Below are 26,996 nucleotides of genomic sequence, written 5' to 3'. Positions count from 1 at the left end.
GTATATTATAAGAAATACTTTCAGAGTCTAGAAAGATGTGTATATAATCAGAAGTAACGTTTAGTAATTTTTGACATACTTAACATATGTCATTTTAAATTTTACTCTTTTTGAATTAATATATATAATGTTTTGTTAATGGTAGGAAAATATTTCCTTATATTAGTATATTATAGGTAATATTAGGCGATTGGGTTAAGCAGAGTTATTTATTATTGTCTAGTAAAATCTAAGAACCTAGTCCCTTGGAACTTTAATCCTCGCCAAAAATGTTAGTTATTTAGTATTATAATATAAGTTGTTAAGGGTTAAATCTTAAGAATTAGTAAACTTACTTTTTCCTAAGATTATATGGTTCAGAATAATTAAGTAGAAATCAAAGTGAAAATATTATTAAATAGAATAGATTTTTCTACTTTTTTTAATTTATATATTTAAGTATAATAAAATGTGATTAAGTATTTTAATAAGATATAAATAAGAAACGAGGATGAAAGTTAATGAGACCTGTAAATATATTAGATAAAATTTCAGATGGAAAGCTATATGATATTGAAGATATGGTAAAAGCAGATACATGTGGTTGTAATGGATGTAGCGATTGTTGCAAGGATGTTGGAGATTTAGTAATGCTTACACCTTTTGATGTGAATGAAATAGTGAATTTTCTAGGTATTGGATTTAATGAATTACTAGGTGATAAGATTGAACTTCGTGAAAGTAACAAAATCTTATTACCATATTTAAAAATGCAAAAAAGTAAATACTGTAGTTTTTTAAATAAAGAAGGCAGATGTATGATACATTCTAAACGACCAAATATTTGTCGTTTGTTTCCTCTTGGAAGAGTATATAAAGATGATGATTTTAAATATTTTTTACAAATAGGAAATTGTCCTAAAGAAAATCTAAAAGATGTTAAGGTAAGTAAATGGCTTGGAATTGAAAATTATGATGAAAATAAAAAGTTTATTTTACAATGGCATAAATTTATTAAGGCACTTACTTTCCGCCTAAAGTTTGTGAGAGATGAGAAAGAAATTGAGGAAGTTAATAAAATTTTATTGGATAGCTGTTATGATATTAATATAAAAGAAGGGGATTTTTACTCTGAGTTTGCGAAATATTTACCACAAATAAAAAATAAACTGGGAGTTATTTAGTATACTTGCGTTGTGTCATATTAATAAAAAAGTGTGTACTTTCATTGGAAGATACACACTTTTTGAGCAAAGCGAATTTTGTATTGTGATCTCACCTTTACTTACATAATAGAAGGAAATTATGGATTAAACTTATAAATTGGTCTTGTAATTTACCTTAGATTAATAAATGCCTAACAAAGAACAGTGAAAAGTACATTTAGTATTTTGAAGGTGATTTAATTAAGTTTTATGGATTCAAAAATGGGTATAATTATTATTAGAAGAGATAAAAAATTAGAGCATTATAAGTAAAAATATGATAATATATTAAGTATTTCAATAATTAAAATCATCAAGGAGAAGTATAATTTATGGAGAGAGTAAATGAAGTAAATTTATTTATACAGAGAAACCAAAAGTTCTATGAAGAAAAATTTAAAAAAATGAATGATACAGGGAAAAGTGCATCTTGGAACTGGGCAGCATTTTTTCTAGGTATATATTGGATGATATATAGAAAAATGTACTTTAAAGCAGGGGCATTCTTTATACTAAGTTTAGTGGCATCTTCCACCCCATATATTGGAGGGATACTAAACTTTGCAGTTTTAGTAGGTATAGGAATATATGCAAATGCATTGTATATGGATCATGTAGATGGAAATATTGAAAAAGTAAAAACGTTATTCTCTGATAATAAAGAGGTAATTATAAAGAAAATAGGTGGAACAAATTTACCTCTAGCATTAGGATTATATACAGTGGTACTTTTTTCTCTATTTTTAGCATTGTAAACAAAAATAGCACTCACTAAGATTTGTAGTGAATGCTATTTTTTTATGGTGAATTTTCTATTTTAATCCTAAATCCGAAAGCATTGCAGATATTTCATATGTTTCATCGTATTTTTTATAGTAGTTTTTAAATACATCATCAACACCTGAGTTTTCATAAACTTCAAATTCAATACCTTTAACTTCACCTATAATACATTTTAAATTATTAGTATTTAAATAATTTATTAATTTTAGTATATATTCTCTTAGGTCATCTTTAGGTAGAATTTTTAATTCATCAATATTTTCAGCAATTATACATGCAGACTCATTTAACTCCTCAGATGAAAGGTTATCATTTAATTGAGACTTTATATCTTCCAGTTCTTCTTCAGTAATATCCAACTCATCTATATTTTTACCATCTAAAATTTCTTGGATTTTATCTAAAATCATAGCCTCATTCCATGCATATTTGCTACATTCATTTTTACTGTCAAATTTATTATTCATTTTTTAAATCTCCTAAGTTTAGTTTAATGGTATTATACCAAAATTATGTGATTTTATCAGTAATAGTAATAAAATACAACTTATTAAATTAAAATGTTTATCTAGAGGGTCCACAAAGTGTGATGAAATTTTCAATGCTAGACTGTAAGGAAGAATACTAGAATTATTTTTGTATGGTATAATAAGAAAAAATATTTTTATGAAACAAATACATATTATTAATGTAGATTAGAAAGGTTGGGATGAAAATGATAAAACCAATTGTTAAGGATGTATTATTTTTAGGGGAAAAATCAGAAGTAGCAACTAAAGAAGATATGTCTGTTGTTAATGATTTAATTGATACATTGAGAGCAAATCTTGATGGTTGTGTTGGATTGGCAGCTAATATGATAGGTGTCAAGAAACGTATAATTGTGTTTGCTGTAGGAAGTGCTATAGTCCCTATGATTAATCCTGTTATATTGAAGAAGGAAAAAAGTTATGTGACAGAAGAAAGCTGTTTGTCTTTGACTGGCTTTAGAGAAACAACAAGATATGAAACTATAGAGGTGGAGTATTTTGATAAGAGTTTTAAAAAGCAAAGAGAAACTTTTACTGGATTTGTGGCACAGATTATTCAGCATGAGGTTGACCATTGTAACGGTATAATTATATAAGTTATTGTTACATTAAGAAAATAGAATTTAATTAATATAATAAGGTGATGATAAAATTAAAACCATTTAGATAGAACAAGCTAGTTACATGAAATTTTATAGCGCCACGCCGTGGCTTAAAATTGCATATCAAACTTTTTATTACACTTTTCTTACAATTATGTAATTATTATATTAAATAATACATAAATATACAAAATATGATATTATATACAACTGGAGTGAATTTATTTATTGTATATAGATTATAGGAGGTATTTATGAAAATTTTAAGCTATTTAATAATAGGTATAGTAATTATCCTTATATTAAGTAAAATTACAAAAGGAAAACTTATTTTTACAAAAGAAGAAAAATCTAAGAAAAGAGATTACATAGTTAAAACCTTACTATCATTAGGTTTTATCATAGGGCTTGTTTTTATATTTTTCTCAACGTGGTTTGTAGAATTCTTTGGTCAAATAACACCAGAGCAATTTTTATTTAATTTAAAAGCACCACTTAAAGGAACAGGATCTGGTATGACAGGAGAAATACTTAAATCACCAGTATTAAATATTGTTATTTGTGCCATACCATTTTTGATTTTTGTTAATTTAAAATACAATGTTTTCTTGATTAATAGAAATAATGAAAAGAAAACTCTTCTAAATAAAAAAAGGGTGAGAATTATATCTATAGTTCTATCAATGGTTACTATGATAGGTGGAGTAAGTTTTGGGGTTAACAAATTACAACTGCAAAAAGTTGTTAAAGCTTATTTATCATCATCTACTTATCTAGCTGATAATTATGTGGATCCTAGAGATGTGAAAATGACCTTCCCAAAGAAAAAGAGAAATTTAATTCATATTTATTTAGAATCAGTTGAAAACTCATATTTAAATAAAGAATTAGGCGGATATATGGATGTAAATTTAATGCCGGAATTAACTGAACTTTATAAGGAAGGCTTATCTTTCTCTAATACAGATAAGTTTGGCGGACCTCATACTACTTATGCTTCTGAGTGGTCAGTGGCAGCTATGATAAATATGGATACGGGACTTCCTTTAAAAATACCTATGGGACGTAATTCTTATGGAAAAACGGGTAGTTTCTTACCAGGAGCTGTTGGTATAGGTGATATTTTGGAGGCTCAAGGCTATAATCAAACAATAATGTTTGGAGCCGATGCAGATTTTGGAGGACTTACAACTTACTTTACTACTCATGGGAAATTTAATATATTTGACCACAAAGCAGCGAAAGAAAAAGGTTTAATACCTAAAGATTATGATGTATGGTGGGGATATGAAGACGACAAGCTTTATGAATATGCAAAAGATGAAATAACTAGACTTGCCAATGAGAATAAACCATTTAATTTTACAATGGAAACAGCGGATACTCACTTCCCTGATGGTTATTTATCAGAAAAAGCTGAGAAAAAACATGATTCTCAATATGCCAATGTTATTTCTTACTCTACAAAAGAGGCAGTTGATTTTGTAAAATGGATTCAAAAACAGCCATTCTATAAAGATACTACAGTAGTTATAACTGGTGACCATCCAAGTATGGACAAAAAATTCTTTAAGAACTTTGATCCAAATTATGAAAGAACTATAATAAATCTAATACTAAATGCGCCTATAACTACAGATAATGTGCAAAATAGACAATATGCACCATTTGATATGTTTCCTACTATTCTTTCTACTTTAGGGGTGGAAATCGAAGGAGATAGATTAGGTCTTGGAACTAATTTATACTCAAATAAGAAAACTATTATTGAAGAACAAGGACTTGATACTGTAAATAGTGGACTAGGAGATAATAGTAATTTCTTTAATGATGAATTTATCAATGATAAGAAGAACAGTACTTTTAGTAATGATTTAATAACATATAAATAAGTAATAAATAAAAGATGCTAATACAAATATTAGCATCTTTTTTAAACAGCTAAATTCTTTTTTTCCTGAAATGTATTTATAATACTATCACATCTTTTATTAATGTAAGTACGAATCAAAACAAGTACAACGTTCAATGATATTATTGCAAGAAAAATAGCTAAATTATTAGATGATGTTAAAATGTAAGTAGTTTTATCTGATGAATATATAAATAAATACAGAAGTATCATACATTCACCATAGAACATAAAAATATCTATCATGTCCTTGAATATACTAGCTAAATCTGAAAAACTTTTTTCTAAGCGTAAAATAGGTAGTATGGAGCTAACTAATCCAGAGGTCTTAGCTATAATAATAGTAGTTTTTAATATTTTAAATAGTATAACTAGAGGTATAAATGCAATCATAATAATTCTAATATTAATATATATATAAATTATATTTGTATGAAGATTTTTCATAAGTAATATTAATAAAGGTATATCAACCAGTAATAATATAGCGTTTAGTGATATTTTATTAGAATTTTTTGTTTTTTTCACATAGTTCTCCTTAGTATTTTTAATTAATTTATATTAAGTATAACATAAATTATGGAAGTATTTATAGTCAAAGGTATGCACAAAATTGTGTATACCTTATTTTAGTATCATATTTAAAGTATACTATTAAAAATAAATTGCTTATAATTAGAATATACAAAACTAGAAAAATAGTAGCAAAGATAGTGATAACATAAGAAATAAAAATAGAGTCAGAGCGGTGATTCATCCTAAAAGATGGCAAAGGGGAAACGCATACTATAAAGAAGAAAATGTATACGGAGTAGATTTTGCTACAGAGGAGTACTATTTAATTATAGATGCCCAAGTAGAAGGGTTTAAAAGTTATAGAGATTATGAAAGTGTGCTAGGAATAAATTTAGAAAACTTAAACATAGAAAAAACAAGATGCACTTGTGAAGATTATAGAGAAAATAATAGAAGGGGCACATATATATGCAAGCATATTGAGGTAACTTTGTTAGAAGCTATGGAAATAATGGAAAATACAAATAGAGTAGAAGTACTTTCTAACATACATTAAGAAATTAATAAAGCATCTAAATTAACACTAGAAGATATAATACTGGGCAATATTACTAATGATTACAAAAAGGTAAATTTAGAAGTGCATATGGAGGCATGTTTAGATGAACCTTACTGCAAAGTTCAATTTAAAATAGGTGAAGATAAGATGTATGTACTTAAAAGCTCTAGAGATTTTATAGTATCTAGATATTTTAATAAAGAAGTGAAATACGGAAAAGATTTCACATACAATCCTAAAAAACATATTTTTTCTGTGGAAGATGAAAACATCATATCTTATATGGATGAAATGGTATCTATTAATCTTCTTTACTTTCTAGAAGATATCAATGATTTGTTTAAGCTAGAATAAATAAATTTATAAGTTAAAGTTTTGCAAATGCATTTTAATTTATATATTTGTAAAACATAACGTAAATGATACAAAGGCTTTTGCAAAATTATTAAATAAGTGTATAATATAAGTTGATTAAACTTAAAGGAGCAATACATGAAAACATTTGACAAATTAGGGATAAATGAAAAATTAATAAATGGATTATTAAAGCAAAATATAACAGAGCCAACAAAGGTTCAATCATTAACAATAGAAAAAATAATAGAAAACAAAGACTTACTAGTAAACAGTGAAACAGGAAGTGGAAAAACTTTAGCATACTTACTTCCAATGTTTGAAAAAATCGATACTACAAAGAGAGATACACAAGTTTTAGTTCTAGCACCTACTCATGAACTAGTTATGCAAATATCAAATGAAGCAAAACTACTTGCAGAAAACTCAGGAATTGATGTAACTACTTTTGCAGTAATAGGTGAAGTAAACATACAAAAACAAATTAAAAATATAAAATCAATAAAACCTCATATAGTAGTTGGAACTGCTGGTAGACTTCTTGATTTAATTCAACAGAGAAAACTAAAAGTTCATAAGGTTAAAACTATAATATTAGATGAAGTTGATAGCTTAGTAAGTTCAAAAGGTGAAGCAATAGTAGAAAAAATAATAAAAACTACTTTAAGAGATAGACAACTTTTAGGATTTACAGCTAGTTTAGATAGCAAAGCTGAGAGTTTTTGTGATTATATGATGAAGGAAATGGAAGTTATAAAAGCTACTGATGAATCAGTTATAAATCCAAATATAAATCATATGTACATCTATGGAGATAGAAGAGAAAAGTTCACAATACTTAGAAAGGCATTATCTTCTGCAAAAGCAAAAAGAGCTATAGTTTTCGTAAATGATGAAGATAGTATAGAAGTTATAAACGAAAAACTTAACTATCACCAATATAAATCAGTATGCATCTCAGGGAAAATGGCTAAGGAAGATAGAAAAAATGCCATGACAGCATTTAGAACTGGAAAAGCTAATATTTTAGTTTCTTCTGATTTATCTGCTAGAGGACTTGATATACCTGATGTTAGCCATATATTCAATCTTGATTTCCCAGGTAGTAAAAACGAGTACCTACATAGATGTGGTAGAAGTGCTAGGGGTAATAAAAAAGGTACTGCTATCTCAATAGTTACTAATCAAAACTTAGGAACAATTAGAGATTACAAAAGACAGTTCAAAATAAACATGAAAGCAGTGGAATTAAAAGAAGGGAACTTTGTGGATGTGGATTTCAAAGCATTAAAAAAAGAATCTAAAGCAAAAAAAGAGTTTAAATCAAAAAGAGAAAATAAACCTAAAAATAAATAGAATTTTATAGATAGATGCTGGTAGAAATACTGGCATATTTTTTATCGTTGATCATATGATTATTAATTTTGTAGATATAAGCAAAGTAAATTTTTGCAAATAATTTCTATTGAAATAAGTCACATTATATTAAATAAATTTACATTTAGCCTCTATTTATCAAATAATAAGAAAAAAAGTCTATAATTTCTAGTTACACCCTCCATAATACAACAATTTATATATGTGAAAAATGTTACACTATTACATAAGAAAATGGGTAGATATAAATAATACAACAAAATCAGGGGAAATGACAAAGAAAATATAAAAACAAAGGGGATAAAACAAATGAAAAAAACAGTATTAGCTTTACTTATGATTATGCTATTTATACCAATGATGTTGACCGGATGCAAAAGTGAAACGCCAACAGATGTGGTAAATACTTATTTTTCATCCATAAAGAAAAGTGACAGTAAGGAAGCACAAAAACTTATAGAAGATACAATTTCAGATGAAATATTAAACGAAGAAACTGGTACAACATCTACACAAGATGAAACATCAGAGACATCTAAGAAAGAAGACGGCCAAAAATTAGATGAATCATTAAAAATGTATCTTTCTAAGATAGATGCAAAAGTATTATCGGAAAAGGTAAATGAAGATAAAGCAATAGTAAAGGTAGAAATTAAAGCACCTAATTATAGTAATTTATTATTGGCTGTTATGGAAGAAAGTATAGCAGACACTTTTAATGGTAAAGAAGTAAAACAAGCTGATGTGGAAAAAAACTTGGAAGAAAAAATTAAAAGTAGTAAAGCAGAAACTAGAAGTGGACAAATCAACTTAACTAAAAAAGATAATGAATGGAAGATAAAATCAGATGAGAATATTACTAACTTATTACTTGGGGAAGCTGATGAAAAAGAAAGTGTTATGTTTAGTAAGTAAAAAACAAATTCATAATTATATAACCAAAATAGTACTCATTAAAGGGGTACTATTTTTTGTAAATTAAAACATAGTCATAAGAAAATAAACTATAATTTACATATATATAAATTGCAAGGAGGAAAGTAAGGTGGCTAAAAAAAGGAAAAAAAGAGAAAGCACAGATAATACAAATAATAACCAATCAAGTAAAAATTGCAAATCAAAAAAAAGTAGCGATAAAAGTAGTAGTGAAAACAAAAGGCTTTCAGACTTTAGCTATGCGGAACTTATAGTATTATCTGCCACATTATCCTATAGTTTAGCTGAAGAGTTGGACGAAGATGATTTAGCCATATTCCTTGTTTTTTTAGGCCTACTACTAGCTGAAATGCAAGCACTTGTTGCACAAAGAGAAATTAAAGCTAGATCTCAAGTTACTGCAAATGAAGATGTGGATTTAGCAGAAGAGGATATAAATTTAGGTGAATAAAGAACAAGCTAAATTAAGGTAGCTTGTTTTTTATTGTAAAGAATTTATATATTAATTTTAAATCCATGAAAAACTTGTGTATAATGTTTATGAGAATAAAGAAAAAGGGCAGGTAAAACAAGTGAATAATTTAGGGCAAAAATTAAAAGAAAAAAGAGAGGATATGCAATTATCACGAAAAGAATTAGGAGAAAGAATTGATGTTAGTCAATATATTATAGCTCAGTATGAAGAAGAAACTTGTGATTTTAGTGCATCTATTTTAACAAAAATAATGGATGAATTAGAAATGGACTTTTGGGAGGTATGTTCAGATACGGGGATAATCTTAACTCCAGAAGAGCCTTCAGAATTTAGTAAAATGCTAGCTAAAGAGGCAGAAAAATGTGCTAGAAAAATAGAGATAAATTTGCATTCATCTGATGCTAAGTACACACTTTTACGTGAAAGTAGCAAAGAAGAACTTATAGATTATTGTATAAAGCTTAATGATGATTTAAATGTTGTTGGAGTTATAGATGAGATTTTTTCTCATGAGGAAGAGAATATGAGCCCTTTGGAAAATATATCAAGATATCTTGAGGAACAAGAAGTGAAAGAAAAGATATATTTAGATATAAGAAAAGCTGTTTTAAATACTATAAATTTGAAGCTGGAAGAGGTTGAAAGAAAATATGGAAAAAATAAAAATAAGCAAATTTCAAAATCTTATAATGATAATGTTATAAAATTGGATTTTGGGAGTAAAGATAGATAAAAGAGGTTAATAGAAAAGATAGATAAAAGAGGTTAATTATGAATAAATTTGAAAACATATTAGAAAAACAAAGACAATATTTGTGTGATATTGGAACAGTAACTGTTGATAAAAGAATTGATAATTTGAAAAAATTAAAAAACGTAATAAAAAAATATGAAGACGAAATAATAGATGCTTTAAATAAAGACTTAGGAAAGCATATATTTGAAGCTTATTCCAATGAAGTAGGATTTGTTTATGGAAGTATAGATTTTGCCATAAAAAACTTAAAAAGTTGGACAAAAGTTAAAAAGGTAAAAAATGATGCAGCGCAACTTCCTGGAAAATCATACATCTATAAATCACCTTATGGCGCAGTGCTTATAATAGGACCATATAATTACCCTTTCCAACTAACTATAGAGCCTCTAATTGGAGCTATAGCAGGAGGAAACACAGTAATTTTAAAACCTTCTGAATATGCAACGGCTACAGAAACTATGGTGAAAAAAATAATAAAAGAAATTTTTGAAGAAGAATACATAGCAGTTATTACAGGTGATTACAAAGTAAATAGTGAGCTCTTAGATTTACAATTTGACTACATATTCTTCACTGGAAGTGTAAATGTGGGGAAAATCGTTATGGAAAAAGCCAGTAAACATTTGACACCAGTAACTTTAGAGCTTGGTGGAAAATCTCCTGTAATAGTTGATAATACTGCCAACTTAAAAATCAGTGCAAAGCGAATACTTTGGGGAAAACTAACAAATGCGGGACAAACTTGTGTGGCACCAGATTATGTTTTAGCTCATGAACATATTTATGAAGAGCTTATAGATGAATTTAAAAATACAATAAATGAGTTCTATGGTCAAGATATTAAAAGTAATAAAGAGTTTGGGAGAATAATAAACGAAAGACATATGAATAGGCTAAATAATATCTTAGAACAGGATAAAGAAAAAATAGTAGTTGGTGGAGATGTGGATTTTGAGCAAAGATATATTTCTCCAACTATTCTTAGGGATGTAACACTAGATGACAGTGTCATGAGTGATGAAATATTTGGTCCCATACTTCCCGTGGTAAAATACAAAGATATGGAAGATTTAAAATATTATATTTCTAAACATAAAAATCCATTGGCACTATATGTATTTTCAGAAGATGAAGACTTTTGTGAAGATGTCATAACTAGATTTTCATTTGGGGGAGGCTGTGTCAACGATACCATAAGCCACGTGGCATCAGCTCATCTGCCTTTTGGTGGAGTAGGAACATCTGGTATGGGTAATTATCACGGAAAAGCCAGCTTTGAAACATTTACCCACACAAAATCAATAGTGAAAAAAAGTACTAAAATAGACCTTAAATTAGTATTCCCACCATACAAAGAAAAGGTGAATTTAATTAAGAGGGTAATGAAGTAAATTATAACTATAATTAAACAATATATAGAATTTATTTTGTATGAAGGTATAAAATGATACGCTATGCTAAAATCATAGTATGATAGTTATAAATTAGGGTGGAATAAATACTTTAAGGAGTACAAAATGAAAGAAATTAAAATCTGGCAAATGGTTCTAATATGGATTGGAACTGAAATTTTAGTAACAATTGGATACATAATTTATTCACTTTATAGTTTGTCTATGGAAATAAATGATGTAATGTTAGGATTTATTTTACCTTTAGCAGTGCTAATTGCTATTTCTATGTTTGGTAGAGTAAATACAAAATTAGTAAAAGAAAGATGGAGTAATTTTAAACAAATTGCTAGCATAAAAGAAATATTAATAGTGGTGGCAACTCAAATATTTTTATCCATAGGTCTTTCTAACTTAAGTTTAGGTTTTTTAGCCAGTACTAATATGACTAAGGCCTTGGAGGCGGCAAATGATACTTTTGGGAATCCAAGTACCAATAAAGAGTTAGTATTTTTCCTTATTAGTGTAGTGATTTTGGCACCTCTTTTAGAGGAGATGATTTTTAGAAGAATTGTTTTCAAAAGATTAAATCTAAAGTTGAGTTTTATTACTTCAGCAGTCATATCATCTGTAATATTTGGAATTGGTCATGAACTTTTAGCTATATTAGGTGCGATAGTATTTGGAGTTACATGTTGTGTTTTATACAGAAAATATAATAATTTGATAGTGCCAATTGCTGTGCATTTTTTAAATAATCTAATAGCAGGAACTATGATAAGTGTAGGTTATTTTCAAGGGACTTTAAATGAGCAGATAAACGTTATAACTAATTATGATATTAAGGTGTACTTCATATCAGGTATGTTACTTACAACTATAACAATTATAATATTTATTAGGTTTGTTATGAAAAATAAACAGTATTTAAAAAGAGAGAAGACAAGATTAGAAGTACCTTCCTTGTAACATTGTAAAACTTATTAAAGGTGGTAGCTTTAAGTGAATATTACAGTAGCTTCTTTTATTTATTAAGCTAGAATAAATCTTATAAGTCAGTTTTGTCAAAAACAGTAAGTAAGTTTATAATTAAAGATATAGCTAATTATTTGGAAAGAGATAAATAAATCTCTTTCTTTTTGTTTATAAATATAAATACATAAACTATAATTTTAAGAGAGAATAAATTAGGGGGGCAAAATATGAATATTGATTTTAAAGAAATAATCTTAATAGGTCAATGGATGGAAATAATAATTACTGTAGTAGCAATAATTGGATTAATAAAAATTTACAAATATAAAGAAGAAAATGAAAAATATTTTGTTTTAAAAATGATAGGATTTTATCTCTTAGGAGCTTTTAGTTTTAATATTCCGTTTATGGAAAAAGTATATGTATATATTTATTTGCCAGTGGGCTATCTTATATTTTATTTAGCTATGAAAAACAAAGACAGAAGTAATAAAATTGTGAAAAATAAATGCGCCATGTGGGGACTTATTATTCTCTGTGTGTCATGTATTACAAATGGAATTAGTAATTATTTAGAATACAGAGACAAGAATTTTAATTTTAATGGTAATGTGAAAAATCTAAGCTTGGAATGGCAGGAAATTAAAGAAAAGTGTAATATTGATAGTGATGTTCCTTTAGAAGGAGCAAGAATACTTTATAATAAAGATGGGAAAATAAGTGATTTAATTTATTTTATGATTGATCACAATAAAAATAAGTCTTATCAAATTACTATAGATGAGCAGAAATATAATGTTGTAGTAGAAAAATATTCTGGAGAAACTTACGATGTAAACTCATATTATGATAATACTACAGATGACTTTTTGGAAGTATTAGATCATATTAACAACTCAGATGAAAAAATAATGAATTATAATGTGATAATTTATGAAAATGAATTATATAGCAAAAATGATGTGGATGATTTATATTTAGTAAACAAAGATAATGATGAATATAAGAAAGTAAATGAAGATGGTTTATACGGACTTGTAATAAATTATTTTGCAAATGAAGTTGAGGATGGAAGTAGTGGAAAATCTTATACTGCAAAATATGTATTTGAAGCAAAATAGGCTGTGGTAATTAGTTTTTATTATTGTAATACGTGGACAATGTCTAATTAAAGAAAAATGATACATAATAAAAAAAATATATATTGACAAATGAAAAGAATACATATAAAATTATAATTAACAAATAACATATAACTTAAATTCTATGAAAAAGAAAGTAGATATGAATCGTGTTTCAGCGAGCTGGGGGTTGGTGGAAGCCTAGTAACAACATTTATATTGAAGAGAGCTTTGGAGAAGAATATCTGAACTAATAGTAGGATATTAGGTAATTCCCGCCTTAAGGGATTAGAGTGGATAAGTTTTATTTGCAGTACCTTACGTGCAGCGAATTTTATCAATTAGAGTGGTAACGCGGAATATTTCGTCTCTTGGTTTTATAACCAAGGGACTTTTTTAATACAAAAAAGTATTTTGTTAAAACACCTAACTCAGAAGAAATAAAATTATTAGTTTGTAATTATTATAAACTGAAAATTTTCAATATTCTGAAATGCTAATTGTAGAACTTATCAATAAGAGTGGTAACACGGAATATTTCGTCTCTTGGTTTTTAAAGCCAGGAGACTTTTTTTATTTTAAGGAATTTGTATTTTATATGTTCTGTGGATAAAATATAAATTCCAACTGCTTAACGGAGCAACGGACCTGGTTTGTAGGCCGTTGGCGACATGAGTGAAGCGAATTTTTATTGTAAAGAAACTTTATTTGAACAGGGGGATGGTCATGGATACTACAAAAAATTATCCACTTTTAGAAATAAATCTTAATAAAATAGCAGATAACACAAAATACTTAGTAGATTTATGTAATAAAAATAACATAAGTATAGCAGGTGTTATAAAAGGTGTAAATGCAGATGAAGAAGTTGTAAATGTACTAGCTGATGGGGGTTGCAAGTACTTGGCTAGCTCTAGAATAGAACAACTAACTGATTTAAAGGAAAAAAATATTGAAAAAGAGACTATGTTAATAAGAATGCCTATGAAACATGAAATAAAAGAAGTAGTTAAATATATTGATATATCTTTAAATTCAGAAATAAATACAATTAACTTGCTTGAAAAAGAGTGCAAAAAGCAAAAGAAAGAACATAAGATAATTCTTATGGTTGACCTTGGTGATTTGAGAGAGGGATTTTTTAATAAAGAAGAACTCATAGATATTACTTTATACATTGAAAATAATTTGGAATATGTAAAATTATATGGAATAGGAACAAATTTAAGCTGCTATGGATCAATCAAACCATCTCATGAGAATTTAAGTTATTTATGTGAAATAGCACAAGATATTGAAGATAAAATAGGCAGAAAACTAGACATAATATCAGGGGGATCAACAACATCTCTACCACTATTATTTGATAATAAAATGCCATCTAAAATAAATAACCTAAGAATAGGAGAAGCCTTAATAATAGGCAGAGATTTGATAGATTATTGGGGTTATGATTTAGATAAAATGCATAAAGATACCATGATTCTTAAGGCTGAAGTAATAGAAATAAAAGAAAAACCTACATATCCCATAGGAGAGATGTTCTTAGATGCCTTTGGAAATAAACCTGTTTATGAAGACAAGGGGATAAGAAAAAGAGCAATATTAGCAGTAGGAAAACAAGATTTTGTTAATGATAGAGACTTGGTACCATTAGATGAAAATGTTGAAATAGTAGGTAGTAGCAGTGATCATCTTATAGTAGATATACAAGATTCAGACACTAATTTTCAAGTGGGAGATATTATGAGTTTTGGAATGTTTTACTCCAATGCACTTTACTTAACATCATCAAAATATGTAAACAAACATTATATTCAATTGGAAGAGTTAGAGAAAGAATACGCATAGAAATTAAAAAAGTTTTTAAATGAAAATTCTAATAAATTACCTATGGAAACTATAAAGAATTATTGGAATAATTAAAATTATTAAAAAAATACAAAAATCATAAATGAAATTTACGGAGGAATTATTATGAATACAGAGCAAAATTACACACTGGAACAGACGAGTAGTATCTCGAAATTTTTAAAATTTTTTATACCATCATTATTGGGACTATTTTTATTTATCATACCATTACCTTTTGGAGAAATATTTAATGTGGCAGATGTATCACCAGTAAATATAGGTGTTGGATTTATTTCAGAATTATTAAAACTTGCCATAGGTGATTATGTACCAACTATATGTTTAGTGATAATTGTTGGATCAGCAGTTTTATCACTTGTAGCAAAATTTATAAATATAAAAAATGAATTTTTCAAAAACATATTAGATGTACCACCATTTTGGTTATTCTTCAGAATAGTTGGAGCAGTGTTTATGGCTATGATATACACAAATGTGGGACCAGAATTTATAATTTCTGAAGACACAGGTCACGTAATCTTAGGAATTATGCCAAGTTTAATAGCATTATTTTTAATAGCAGGATTTTTACTTCCTTTAGTTTTAGATTTTGGATTAATGGATTTCTTTGGAACAATGATATCTAAATTTATGAGAACTTTATTCTTAGTTCCAGGAAGAGCTTCAGTAGATACACTATCTTCATGGCTTGGAGATGCAACTTTAGGAATAATGATAACAAATACTCAGTACAAACAAGGCTTCTATAACAAAAAAGAAAGTTGTATAATAGCAGTTTGTTTCTCATTAGTTTCACTACCTTTCTCTACTGTTATAGCAGACCAACTTGGATTTATGGATAAATTTGTACCATTTTATTTAACAGTTTGTGCAGCATCACTTGTTTGTGCATTAATACTTCCAAGAATTTATCCTTTATGTAAAATAAAAAATGAAACTTACAACAATGTTCCTTACGAAGTAGAAGAGATTAATGAAGAAGGTGGATTATACAAACAAGGTTTAAACAATGCAATGAATAGAGCTGCCAAAGCACCAACGCTTAATGAAATAATAGTAAACGGATTTAAAAATATAGTAGATATATATATAAGTCTAATACCATTGGTATTAGCATGGGGAACAATATCTCTAGCTTTAGCTGAGTTTACTCCAGTATTCACATGGATATCATATCCAGTAATATTAGTATTAGAATTACTTCAAATACCAAATGCAGCTCAGGCAGCACCAGCAGTACTTGTTGGATTTACAGATATGTTCATACCATCAGTAATGGTAAGTGGAGACGGATTTGCAGAAATAACTAAGTTTGTAATAGGTGCATTATCTATCTCTCAATTAGTTTATATGACTGAAACAGGTGCAGTTATATTAAAATCAGAAATACCACTAAAATTAAAAGATTTAATGGTAATATTCTTAATAAGAACAGTAATATCTCTTTTAGTTATAACACCTATAGCTCATATGTTATTTTAATAAAAATAAGTAAAAAGATATCACATGAATGTGATATCTTTTTTTGTAAGAATTTTATATGTTTTTTGATAAAATATAAAATTAAGCTAGTTAAAAATGCAAATTTTACTAGATAAAGAATATTTTTATTGTAATATTTTATAATAAGTATAAAATATTAAGAGATATTTATAAGAAATAATTATTTATTTACTATAAATATAGTATATGGAAACACGAAGGAGAGTACTATGTCAGTAGGTTTGAGTTCTTTATATGAAGAAATAAAAAAGCATGGAGTAGAATTAGCATGTGGAGAAAATGGATTAAAAAATAAAATAAGATGGATTCAAATAGTTGAAAGTATTGAATCAGCAGGATTTTTGCAAGGAAATGAATTTGCTTTTACTACAGGACTGGGAATAAAAAATGAAAGAGATTTATTAGATTTAGTTGCAAAAGCAAATGAAAAAGGTGCAAGTGCTATTATTGTCTATATAGGAAAATATATTAAAAACATTAGTAGTGATTTGATTGATTATTGTAATACACATAACTTCCCTTTATTTGTAGCTCCTTGGGGAGTTGATATGTCAAATACTATGAAAGATATAACTATAAATATTATAGAATCAGAAAAAAAATATACAGAAGTATCAAATGCAATAAAAGATGCTATATTTTTACCTGAGAAAACAGATCTATATTTACCTGTGTTTAGAAAACTAGGTTACAAAACAGAGTGGAAATATACAATAAGTTTGATTGAAATTGAAGCAAAAGATGTGAAAACATATAATGTAGAAGACTATACATCATATATAATATCATATATTGATGAAGAGCTTAGTCATATTAGAAGTCAATACATATGTGTGAATATGGTAAATTCCATAGTTATCTTATTTTACAATAAAAGATATGATGAAATAAAAGATATAATTAAAAACATATACATAAAAATTGGTAAAAAATTTGAGAATTTTAATTTTTATATTGGAGTAGACAAGGAAAATAGAAAAATAGAAAACATGTATAAAAGCTATGAAGAATCAAAAAAAATAGCAAGAATAAATAAATTGTTACGAAATAACAATGTAAAAATAAGACCAAATGAACTTGGAGTATATAAACTGTTACTATCAATTGAAGATAAAGAGATAATAAAGAGCTTTTATGAGAATACAATTGGTGATTTGATAGTTTATGATGAACTTAATAATACAGATTATGTAGACTTATTAATAAATTATTATGAAAATAACTGTAGAATAAATGAGACGGCAAATGCGCTTTATATACATAGAAATACAGTAAAATATAAAATAAAGAAAATAGAAGAGATACTAGATGTTAATTTTTCTGATATAGGAGACAAAAATAAAATTTATATTTCACTTATGATTAAACAAATAATATAGTAAATTATATACTTTTGTGCAAATGGATAAATAATTATGTCCCTATCCATATGGTGATAATTTGTAATTAGTGGCATTATAGAAATATATCAGAGCGAAAGATTATTCAAACTGATTATGCAAATTACAAAAGACATATGGAGGTTGACAATATGAATAAAACAATTTATTTTAATGGGAATATTATTACTGTAGATGAAAACGAATCTATTGTACAAGCTATATTAGTTGAAGATGGTAGAATAAAAGCATTAGGAACTAATGAAGAAGTACTAGCTTTAGCTCAAGATGCTGAAAAAATAGATTTAGAAGGAAAAACTATGATTCCAGGATTTATAGATCCTCACGGACATATAGCAGCTATAGCTCAAACTCTATTATTAGTTCAACTTGGAGATGCTACTTCAGTAGAAGAAATAAAATCAAGAATAAGAAACTATATAGCAAACACAAAATTACCTGAAGGTGCTTGGGTAATAGGGTTTGGATATGATAATACTAAATTTGAAGATAAACAACATCCAACTAAATTTGATTTAGATGATGTAAGTACAGAAATAGGAATATATTGTACACATGCATCAGGACATTTAGCAGTCACTAACTCATTTGGACTAGAAGCATATGGTTATGCTGGAGAAGATTATGTAGTACCAGAAGGTGGAGTTGTACAAACTGTAAGTCCTGATTCAAGAGAAGCTAATGGTATATTAGAAGAAAATGCAATTATGGCAGAGGATAAAAAAGGTATAGTTCCTGCACCTAAGTTTGAACAAGTTTTAGATAGTTTAGTTAGAGCTCAAGACTTATATGCTGAACTTGGAATTACAACTGCTCAAGATGCAAGTTTAGACCCAGGATATGATCAGATGTTAACAGTAGCAGGTCAAATGGATAAATTAAAAATAGATATATTAGGATATGCATTAATGCCTTTCACTGAACAATTAATGAAGACAAATGAAGGAACTCCTAAAAGAGACTACGTTAACCACTATAAAGTTGGTGGAGGAAAGGCTTTCTTAGATGGTTCTCCACAAGGAAAAACTGCATGGTTAACAAAGCCATACTATGAAGCTCCAGAAGGTGAATCTGCTGATTACCTTGGATATCCTACTCAAACTGATGAAGATATGGTAGCATACTACAAAATGTGTATAGAAAATAACTGGCAAGTTCATACTCATTCAAATGGAGATGCAGCAATAGATCAATTCTTCAGATGTTATAAAAAAGCTTTAGAATTAACAGGAAATACAACTGCTACAACAGACTTAAGACCTGTATTAGTTCACTGCCAAGCTATAAGAAAAGATCAATTAGAGCGTATGGCTAAATTAGGAGCTGAACCAACATTCTTCAATGACCATGTTTGGTTCTGGGGAGATTATCACTATGAATCAGTATTTGGACCAGAAAGAGCTCAAAACATATCTCCGCTTGGTTGGGCAAAAGAAGAAGGATTAAAGTTTACACTACACCAAGATCCACCAGTAAAAATGCCAGATCAAATATTAGGTATGCATAATGCTGTAAATAGAAAAACTCAAAGTGGAAGAGTACTTGGGCAGCAACATAAAATAAGTGCTATGGATGCTTTAAAAGCAGTAACTATAAATGGTGCTTACGGATATTTTGAAGAAGATATAAAAGGTAGCTTAGAAGTAGGAAAATATGCTGATATGGTTATATTAGATAAAAACCCACTTGAAGTACCAAGTGAAGAAATAAAAAATTATTATGCAACAACTCTTTTTTTAATGTAAAATTAAGGATTGTTCATATAAATATTTACAAATATTATTAAATTGGTAAAATTATTATATGAAAGAATTTAGTAATTGAAGGGGAATCCAATGAAGTATTTTAATGAAACATATATAAAAAGAAAATTTATGACAAGAAATGAATGGGCTGATACATATAAAGCAGTTCACGCAACTACTGAGGAAAAAGTAATATTAAAAGTTCTAGTAAGAAAAAGTCAAGATGAGGAATATATAAATAATTTATTAAAAGAAGTAGACAATCTAAAAACTATAAGAAATCCTAATCTAATTCATGTGAACAATATGTTTAAGTACAGTGGGTGTGGAAAAACGTACTACTATATAGAAGGTGAGTATTTTAAAGGAATTTCTTTAGAAGAAAAGTTAGCTAGTAAAAAGTTTGAAGAAAATGAAGCACTTAAAATAGTGGAAACTGTATCACAGGGCTTAAAAGAGTTTCATGACAGAAATATGTTATTTAATAATTTAAGCTTAAACAACATATTTATAAACTCTAAAGATATAGTTAAAGCAGATATTTTATCATACTTAGAAAATAAAGAGTTTGCCTATCTATCCCAGGAAGATGAAGAAACAAAAGTTGAAGAACTGAAATTTAATCCAGAGAAAGATATTTATGATTTAGGAGTTGTTTTATATAGTTTATTAACTGGAAAATTAACTTTTGAAGCTAATAATTACAAAAAACAAATATCTAATAAAAACTTAGTATCCATTATAGAAAAAGCTACAAATAACAATTTAGAAAGTAAATATCGTAATATAGATAGATTTATACTAGATTTAAAATCATATTTACAATATGGTGAACTAAGTAATGAAACTTATGATGTAGAAGAAATTTTACCTAGAAAGAAAAGAAAAAAAGGTAAGTTAGGAAAAACTCTTGGAGTTTGTGCAGCCATTGTTATAGTGGGAGGAGCTGCTGTTTATGGATATGATTTATTAGAAAAAAATAAAAAGGACAAAACTGATAAAAATAAAACTGCTACTTCTAATAAAAAAGATAATCAATCTAGTAAAAAGGACTCTTCTACTAGTGATTTAAATAAGAGCAATAGTTCAAATAATAACTCAAACAATAATAACTCAAGCAGTAATAGTTCAAACAATAATAATTCAAATAGTAGTAGTTCTAGTAACAATAATTCAAATAATAACAGTAGTAATAATACAAGTAAACCAAATAAACCAAACAAACCAAACAACACCGGAGGTTCAGGAGGTACAATAACTAATCCAGATGAAGGAAATAATGGTGTGAATCAAACTCCTGAAGTTACACCGCCTTCAAATGATAACTCTGGAAGCGAAAATACAACACCAGAAGCACCTAGTCCAGAAGTGGAAAGTGAATAATTATAAAAAGGTATTACCACAATTGTGATAATACCTTAAGATTACTTTTTTTCAATAGGAAGATATATATTAAATGTTGTACCTTCATTTATCTTACTTATTACATTTATTTCACATTTACACAAATCTAAAATTTTTTTTACTAAAGTTAAGCCAAGACCATTTCCTTGAAAATTACGCGACCTATCTCCTTGATAAAACTTATCAAAAATTCTATTTTTAACATCATCACCCATACCAATACCATTGTCGCTAATAGAAACACAAATGCCATTTGGTGCTTCTTTTAAAGTAGTAACAATAAGTCCATTTTCAGGAGTAAATTTAATAGCATTACCAAAAATATTTAACCAAACTTGCATTAATAAATCTTCACTACCATAGTAGTTAGTTGTTTTAAGATCCATATCAATATCAATATTTTTCTTTGACCATTGAGTTTCCAATAGTAATAAAGCTTGTCTTAATTGCTCATCCAAAGAAAAGTATTTTTTATCAGGAATAATTTCTTGAGTTTCCAGTTTTGATAATTTAAGAATATTTCCAGAAAGAGAAGAAAGCTGTCTAGAACTATCTAAAATAATTTTTGTATACTCAATTCTTTCATTTTCACTTAAATCACTATCTTGCAATAATGTGGCATATCCTTCGATAGCTGCTATTGGTGTTTTAAATTCATGAGATACATTTACGATAAAGTCATTTCTCAAAGTTTCAATACTACTTAATTCTTTTACCATTTTATTAAAAGAAGTATTCATTTCGTAAACTGTAGGAGGAACATTACATTCTCTTAGTCTTATTGAAAAGTCACCTTTAGAAACTTCATTTGTAGCCTCAATTAGTTTTTTTAAAGGCTTCATAAAATTATTAGTTAATGCACCTATAATACAAGTAAAAATAGAAGCTAATGTAACATTAATTGAGATAAATAAGAATAGACCCCATAAAGTATTTAACTTTTCATTATTAACTATATCTAATCTTGTACCTATAGAAAATCCGATACTAACAATAAAGAAAGTAACAGAACAAGTTATAAAAATATTGATTATAAAAGGTCCCCAAAAATGAAGTGCTTTTTTATTTTTAGCTTTCATTTTTTACCGCCTTATATCCAAGGCCTCTTACAGTAACGATTGTAAAATCAGGATTATTTTCAAAATTTCTACGAAGTCTATTAATATGTACATCTATAGTTTGAAGATCAGATGGACTATCTACACCCCAAATCTCATCCATAAGTTGATTTCTAGTAAATACTTTGTTTGGATAAGATAATAATTTATATAATAAATAAAATTCTTTTTGAGGTAAAACTATAGTTTCATCATTTACAGTTACACTTAAAGCATCGTATTCTAAAACAGTACTACCCACAACTTGTTTTTTATCATGAACTATTTTACTTCTTCTTAGAAGAGCGTTTACTCTTAATATCATTTCATTTACATCAATAGGCTTTACCATATAGTCATCTATGCCAATTAAAAAGCTTTTTTGCTTTGATTTAAAGTCATCCTTTGCAGTAATCATTAAAATAGGAATTTCCGCATCGAATTCTCTAATGGATTCAGTAAATTCGTAACCATTCATATTAGGCATCATTATATCTGAAATAATTAAGTCCACATGGTTATTTCCCATTATATTAAAGGCTTCAATACCATCTTTGGCACTATGTATATTAAAGCCTTGTTTAGAAAGTACAGTATAAAATAATTTATTTAGCTTATCATCATCTTCAACTAATAATATATCGATCATTGTATCCCTCCTTTGCAACTTTTATTATATTAGATTATGGATACGAGTCAATATTTATAAACATAAAATAAAAAAGTTCATTTTTAGTTCATCTTTAATTAATCTTTAGTTAATTTTTGTTTAATAAAATTTCAACATATAATTTTAATTAAATAGAAAGGAATACAACAATGATAAAAATATTAAAGTTTTTAACTAAAAAAGACTGGTTGTTTATACTTTGCAGTTTTGTATTTGTAATTGCACAAGTATATCTTGACTTAAAACTCCCAGATTATATGTCTGAAATTACAATGTTAGTTCAGATGCCAGGTAGTGAAATGAGTGAAATATTAAAGTCTGGAGGATATATGTTATTATGTGCATTAGGAAGTTTAGTAGCATCATTCATAGTGGGATACTTTGCAGCAAGAATAGCTTCAAACCTATCTTGGATGCTTCGTGCAGATGTATATGATAAAATAGAAGGATTTTCAATGGCAGAAATAAATAAATTCTCTACTTCCAGTTTAATAACACGTTCAACTAATGATATAACACAGGTTCAAAATATAGTAGCTATGGGACTTCAATTAATAATGAAAGCTCCTATAACAGCAATTTGGGCTATAGGTAAAATACTAGGTAAAGGTTGGGAATGGACTACAGCAACAGGTATAGCACTATTTACTATAATATTACTAATAGCAATCATAATGGTATTTGTTGTGCCAAGATTTAAGAAAGTTCAAGGTTTAACAGATAAGCTTAACTTAGTAACTAGAGAAAATTTAACTGGGATACGTGTAGTTCGTGCATATAATGCAGAAGGTTATCAAAATGAAAAATTTGAAAATGTAAATAATGAAGTAACAAAAAATAATTTGGTTATAAATAGATCTATGGGTCTAATTATGCCAGGAATGATGTTTGTATTAAATATATTATCTTTATCCATATATTTGATAGGTGCATATTTAATAAATGACGCATCTATGGAAAATAAAATAACATTATTTAGTGATATGATAGTATTTTCATCTTATTCAATGCAAGTTATAATGTCATTTATAATGTTAACAATGATATTTATAATGATGCCAAGAGCAAGTGTTTCTGCTAAACGTATATTGGAAGTTCTAAATACTAAAGAAAGTATAATTGATGGACATGGAAACATTGAACATACTACAGATGAAGGTGAAATAGAATTCAAAAATGTTAGCTTTAGATATCCTGATGCACAAGATTCAGAATATGTACTTCGTGATATAAGCTTCAAAGCTAAAGCTGGTCAAACTGTTGCTATAATAGGTGCAACAGGGAGTGGTAAAACATCTTTAATAAACTTAATACCAAGATTTTATGATACTTGTGAAGGTGAAGTTTTGGTTGGTGGAGTTAATGTAAAACATTATAAACAAAAACATCTTAACAATATTTTAGGATATGTTCATCAAAAGGCTGTATTATTTACAGGAAACGTAAGCTCAAATGTTGCTTATGGAGATAATGGTAAAGGACAATATTCTCATGAAGATATTAAAAAAGCCATAGATATAGCTCAAGGAACAGAGTTTGTTAGCAAAATGGAAGATACTTATAAATCAAGTATATCACAAGGTGGTACAAACGTATCAGGAGGTCAAAGACAAAGACTATCTATAGCTAGAGCAATTTGTAGAGAGCCAAAAATATACATATTTGATGATTCTTTCTCAGCTCTTGACTATAAAACAGATAGAAAACTTCGTTCAGTACTTAAAAAAGAAACAAAAGGTGCTACAAACTTAATAGTAGCCCAACGTATAGGTACTATAATTGATGCAGATAAAATAATAGTGCTTGATGAAGGTCAAATAGTAGGTATGGGAACCCATGAAGAACTTATGAAAAATTGTAAAGTGTATCAAGAAATAGCATATTCTCAACTTTCAAAGGAGGAGTTAGCTTAATGCGTAAAGAAAATAAATCAAATTCTAAAGGTGGACTATTAGACCTTATTAAATATATGAAAAAACATGCTATATATTTAGTTTTAGCTTTAATATTTGCCATAGGAGGATCCGTAATTACAGTTTATGGTCCAGAAAAATTAAGTGAAATTACAGATATAATTACAGAAGGTATAATAACAGGTATCGATATGGATAAAATCTATGAAGTAGGTATATTTATGGCTATATTATATGCTATTAGTATTGTATTATCTTACTCACAAAGTTTTATAATGGCTACAGTAACTCAGGTAACAAGTAAAAAACTTAGAAGCGATATAACAGGAAAAATAAATAGATTACCATTAAAATATTATGATAAAACAACTGTTGGTGATACTTTAAGTCGTGTGACTAACGATGTGGATACAATAGGACAAACATTAAATCAAAGTATGGGTGCTTTAGTAAGTGGAGTATCTTTATTTTTAGGTTCTTTATTTATGATGTTAAAAACAAATGTAACTTTAACTATTACAGCAATAGTAGCAACTGCAATTGGTTTTGCTTTAATGATGTTAATAGTATCAAGATCTCAAAAATTCTTCCAAAGACAACAAAACCTTTTAGGTAAGATAAATGGTCATATAGAAGAAACATATTCTGGACACAGTGTAATAAAAGTATACAATGCACAAGAAGAAATAAATAAAGAATTTAAAAATATAAATGATGAACTTCGTGATAGTGCATGGAAATCACAATTTATATCAGGCCTTATGATGCCTTTAATGGTGTTTATAGGAAACTTTGGATATGTGGCAGTTTGTGTTGTTGGAGCAATGCTTGCATTCAACGACAAAATAACATTTGGTGTAATAGTAGCATTCATGATGTATATTAGATTTTTCACACAGCCACTTACTCAATTTGCACAAGCAGCAACATCACTACAATCGACTTCAGCTGCATGTAAACGTGTATTTGAGTTTTTAGGAGAAGAGGAAATGAATGATGAAAGTCATAAGAAAACTTCTTTAGACAATATTAAAGGTAATGTTGAATTTGAGCATGTTAAGTTTGGATATGATGAAAGTAAATTAATAATAAAAGACTTCTCAGTTGATATTAAGGCTGGACAAAAAGTTGCAATAGTAGGACCTACTGGGGCAGGTAAGACTACTTTAATAAATCTACTTATGAAGTTTTATGATGTAAATAGTGGCACTATAAAAATAGATAAAACACCTATTCAAGATTTAAGTAGGGAAGCTGTTCATGATTTATTCTGTATGGTACTTCAAGATACTTGGTTATTTGAAGGAACAGTAAGAGATAATATAACTTATAATAAAGAAAATGTTTCTGAATCTGTAATAGTAGCAGCTTGTAAGGCAGTGGGAATAGACCACTTTATAAGAACTCTGCCTAATGGATATGACACTATATTAGATGATAATACTAATTTATCTGCTGGACAAAAACAATTAATAACTATAGCAAGGGCAATGGTTAAAAATGCACCACTACTAATACTAGATGAGGCAACTAGCTCTGTAGATACTAGAACAGAAATATTAATTCAAGAGGCTATGGATAAATTAACAGTTGGAAAAACATCTTTTGTAATAGCTCACAGATTATCAACTATTAAAAATGCCGATATTATCTTGGTTATGAAAGATGGAGATATTATTGAAAGTGGAAATCATGATGAGCTTTTAATTGCTAATGGATTTTATGCAGAATTGTACAATAGTCAATTTGAAAAAGCCAGCTAAAAATATACTGAAAAAAGTGCTAATCTTTTTGGGTAGCACTTTTTTTATTGTAAGGAAATTTTTATAAGAAAAAGAACTAAAAGAACTATAATATCATAATTTTATATATATGCGCAAAAAATCCCAAGAATTTCTAACAACGTATTTCTTAGGA

24 protein-coding genes and 1 other annotated feature are annotated in these 26,996 nt (G+C 27.7%); of the genes, 20 read left to right on the top strand and 4 right to left on the bottom strand.

What is annotated here, in order from left to right:
• Positions 1 to 500: 500 nt before the first annotated feature.
• Complete coding sequence (locus QX51_RS14835) at positions 501 to 1,163, top strand: YkgJ family cysteine cluster protein (RefSeq protein ID WP_039680668.1); 663 nt, start codon at positions 501 to 503, stop codon at positions 1,161 to 1,163.
• 353 nt (positions 1,164 to 1,516) lie between these two features.
• A complete protein-coding gene (locus QX51_RS14830) occupies positions 1,517 to 1,939 on the top strand; it encodes a DUF2628 domain-containing protein (RefSeq protein ID WP_039680667.1) in 423 nt (140 codons plus the stop codon).
• A gap of 57 nt (positions 1,940 to 1,996) precedes the next feature.
• Here the strand turns inward: QX51_RS14830 and QX51_RS14825 are convergent, their stop codons facing one another.
• Complete coding sequence (locus QX51_RS14825) at positions 1,997 to 2,434, bottom strand: hypothetical protein (protein WP_039680666.1); 438 nt, start codon at positions 2,432 to 2,434, stop codon at positions 1,997 to 1,999.
• Positions 2,435 to 2,682: 248 nt separating this feature from the next.
• On the opposite strand from QX51_RS14825, the gene QX51_RS14820 reads away from it, so the two are divergent.
• Both QX51_RS14820 and QX51_RS14815 read left to right on the top strand, forming a co-directional pair.
• Positions 2,683 to 3,093 carry a peptide deformylase gene (locus QX51_RS14820; RefSeq protein WP_039680665.1) on the top strand — a complete coding sequence of 137 codons (411 nt, stop codon included), beginning with the start codon at positions 2,683 to 2,685 and terminating at the stop codon, positions 3,091 to 3,093.
• 260 nt (positions 3,094 to 3,353) lie between these two features.
• On the top strand, positions 3,354 to 4,991 hold the full coding sequence (locus QX51_RS14815; protein ID WP_039680664.1) for an LTA synthase family protein: 1,638 nt from the start codon (positions 3,354 to 3,356) through the stop codon (positions 4,989 to 4,991).
• A 41-nt stretch (positions 4,992 to 5,032) separates the two neighbouring features.
• On the opposite strand, the gene QX51_RS14810 is transcribed toward QX51_RS14815, so the two are convergent.
• Positions 5,033 to 5,539: a hypothetical protein gene (locus tag QX51_RS14810; RefSeq protein WP_039680663.1), complete on the bottom strand. Its 507-nt coding sequence runs from the start codon at positions 5,537 to 5,539 to the stop codon at positions 5,033 to 5,035.
• 220 nt (positions 5,540 to 5,759) lie between these two features.
• On the opposite strand from QX51_RS14810, the gene QX51_RS14805 reads away from it, so the two are divergent.
• The 14 genes from QX51_RS14805 (at position 5,760) to QX51_RS20090 (ending at position 21,378) form a co-directional block, all read left to right on the top strand.
• Complete coding sequence (locus tag QX51_RS14805) at positions 5,760 to 6,083, top strand: hypothetical protein (protein ID WP_039680662.1); 324 nt, start codon at positions 5,760 to 5,762, stop codon at positions 6,081 to 6,083.
• Positions 6,084 to 6,173: 90 nt separating this feature from the next.
• Positions 6,174 to 6,440 carry a hypothetical protein gene (locus QX51_RS14800; protein WP_039680661.1) on the top strand — a complete coding sequence of 89 codons (267 nt, stop codon included), beginning with the start codon at positions 6,174 to 6,176 and terminating at the stop codon, positions 6,438 to 6,440.
• A 138-nt stretch (positions 6,441 to 6,578) separates the two neighbouring features.
• Entirely contained in the window at positions 6,579 to 7,796 is a 1,218-nt protein-coding gene (locus QX51_RS14795; protein WP_039680660.1) for a DEAD/DEAH box helicase, read from the top strand.
• 330 nt (positions 7,797 to 8,126) lie between these two features.
• Positions 8,127 to 8,732 carry a DUF4878 domain-containing protein gene (locus QX51_RS14790; RefSeq protein ID WP_039680659.1) on the top strand — a complete coding sequence of 202 codons (606 nt, stop codon included), beginning with the start codon at positions 8,127 to 8,129 and terminating at the stop codon, positions 8,730 to 8,732.
• A gap of 130 nt (positions 8,733 to 8,862) precedes the next feature.
• Entirely contained in the window at positions 8,863 to 9,204 is a 342-nt protein-coding gene (locus tag QX51_RS14785; protein WP_039680658.1) for a hypothetical protein, read from the top strand.
• 121 nt (positions 9,205 to 9,325) lie between these two features.
• On the top strand, positions 9,326 to 9,961 hold the full coding sequence (locus tag QX51_RS14780) for a helix-turn-helix domain-containing protein (RefSeq protein ID WP_152607241.1): 636 nt from the start codon (positions 9,326 to 9,328) through the stop codon (positions 9,959 to 9,961).
• A gap of 38 nt (positions 9,962 to 9,999) precedes the next feature.
• Entirely contained in the window at positions 10,000 to 11,376 is a 1,377-nt protein-coding gene (locus QX51_RS14775; RefSeq protein ID WP_052233081.1) for an aldehyde dehydrogenase, read from the top strand.
• Between the two features lie 126 nt (positions 11,377 to 11,502).
• Complete coding sequence (locus tag QX51_RS14770) at positions 11,503 to 12,345, top strand: CPBP family intramembrane glutamic endopeptidase (protein ID WP_039680655.1); 843 nt, start codon at positions 11,503 to 11,505, stop codon at positions 12,343 to 12,345.
• A 233-nt stretch (positions 12,346 to 12,578) separates the two neighbouring features.
• A complete protein-coding gene (locus QX51_RS14765) occupies positions 12,579 to 13,472 on the top strand; it encodes a hypothetical protein (RefSeq protein WP_039680654.1) in 894 nt (297 codons plus the stop codon).
• Positions 13,473 to 13,608: 136 nt separating this feature from the next.
• Positions 13,609 to 13,847, top strand: a binding site (T-box leader).
• 351 nt (positions 13,848 to 14,198) lie between these two features.
• Positions 14,199 to 15,323: an alanine/ornithine racemase family PLP-dependent enzyme gene (locus tag QX51_RS14760; RefSeq protein WP_039680653.1), complete on the top strand. Its 1,125-nt coding sequence runs from the start codon at positions 14,199 to 14,201 to the stop codon at positions 15,321 to 15,323.
• 126 nt (positions 15,324 to 15,449) lie between these two features.
• Entirely contained in the window at positions 15,450 to 16,829 is a 1,380-nt protein-coding gene (locus tag QX51_RS14755; protein ID WP_052233080.1) for a YjiH family protein, read from the top strand.
• Between the two features lie 230 nt (positions 16,830 to 17,059).
• Entirely contained in the window at positions 17,060 to 18,229 is a 1,170-nt protein-coding gene (locus QX51_RS14750; RefSeq protein WP_039680652.1) for a PucR family transcriptional regulator, read from the top strand.
• Positions 18,230 to 18,381: 152 nt separating this feature from the next.
• Positions 18,382 to 19,995, top strand: a complete 1,614-nt coding sequence (locus QX51_RS14745) for an amidohydrolase (RefSeq protein ID WP_039680651.1) — start codon at positions 18,382 to 18,384, stop codon at positions 19,993 to 19,995.
• 90 nt (positions 19,996 to 20,085) lie between these two features.
• Positions 20,086 to 21,378 (top strand): protein kinase domain-containing protein, encoded by a 1,293-nt coding sequence (locus tag QX51_RS20090; protein ID WP_082007844.1) that lies wholly within the window; start codon positions 20,086 to 20,088, stop codon positions 21,376 to 21,378.
• 41 nt (positions 21,379 to 21,419) lie between these two features.
• Here QX51_RS20090 and QX51_RS14735 read toward each other — a convergent pair whose 3' ends face one another.
• Both QX51_RS14735 and QX51_RS14730 read right to left on the bottom strand, forming a co-directional pair.
• Complete coding sequence (locus QX51_RS14735) at positions 21,420 to 22,478, bottom strand: HAMP domain-containing sensor histidine kinase (protein WP_039680650.1); 1,059 nt, start codon at positions 22,476 to 22,478, stop codon at positions 21,420 to 21,422.
• Positions 22,468 to 23,145, bottom strand: coding sequence for a response regulator transcription factor (locus tag QX51_RS14730; RefSeq protein WP_039680649.1), 678 nt, complete (start codon positions 23,143 to 23,145; stop codon positions 22,468 to 22,470). Before QX51_RS14730 ends, QX51_RS14735 begins: the two co-directional genes overlap by 11 nt.
• 170 nt (positions 23,146 to 23,315) lie before the next feature.
• Here QX51_RS14730 and QX51_RS14725 point away from each other — a divergent pair, with 170 nt between their 5' ends.
• Positions 23,316 to 25,079, top strand: a complete 1,764-nt coding sequence (locus QX51_RS14725) for an ABC transporter ATP-binding protein (RefSeq protein WP_039680648.1) — start codon at positions 23,316 to 23,318, stop codon at positions 25,077 to 25,079.
• Entirely contained in the window at positions 25,079 to 26,842 is a 1,764-nt protein-coding gene (locus QX51_RS14720) for an ABC transporter ATP-binding protein (protein WP_052233079.1), read from the top strand. The genes QX51_RS14725 and QX51_RS14720 overlap by 1 nt, the downstream gene beginning before the upstream one ends.
• Positions 26,843 to 26,996: the final 154 nt, after the last annotated feature.

The sequence above is a fragment of the Terrisporobacter othiniensis genome (assembly GCF_000808015.1).
Classification (GTDB): domain Bacteria; phylum Bacillota; class Clostridia; order Peptostreptococcales; family Peptostreptococcaceae; genus Terrisporobacter; species Terrisporobacter muris.
The sequence above is the reverse complement of the archived record's forward strand: the minus strand, read 5'-3'. Positions and strand labels throughout refer to the sequence as shown.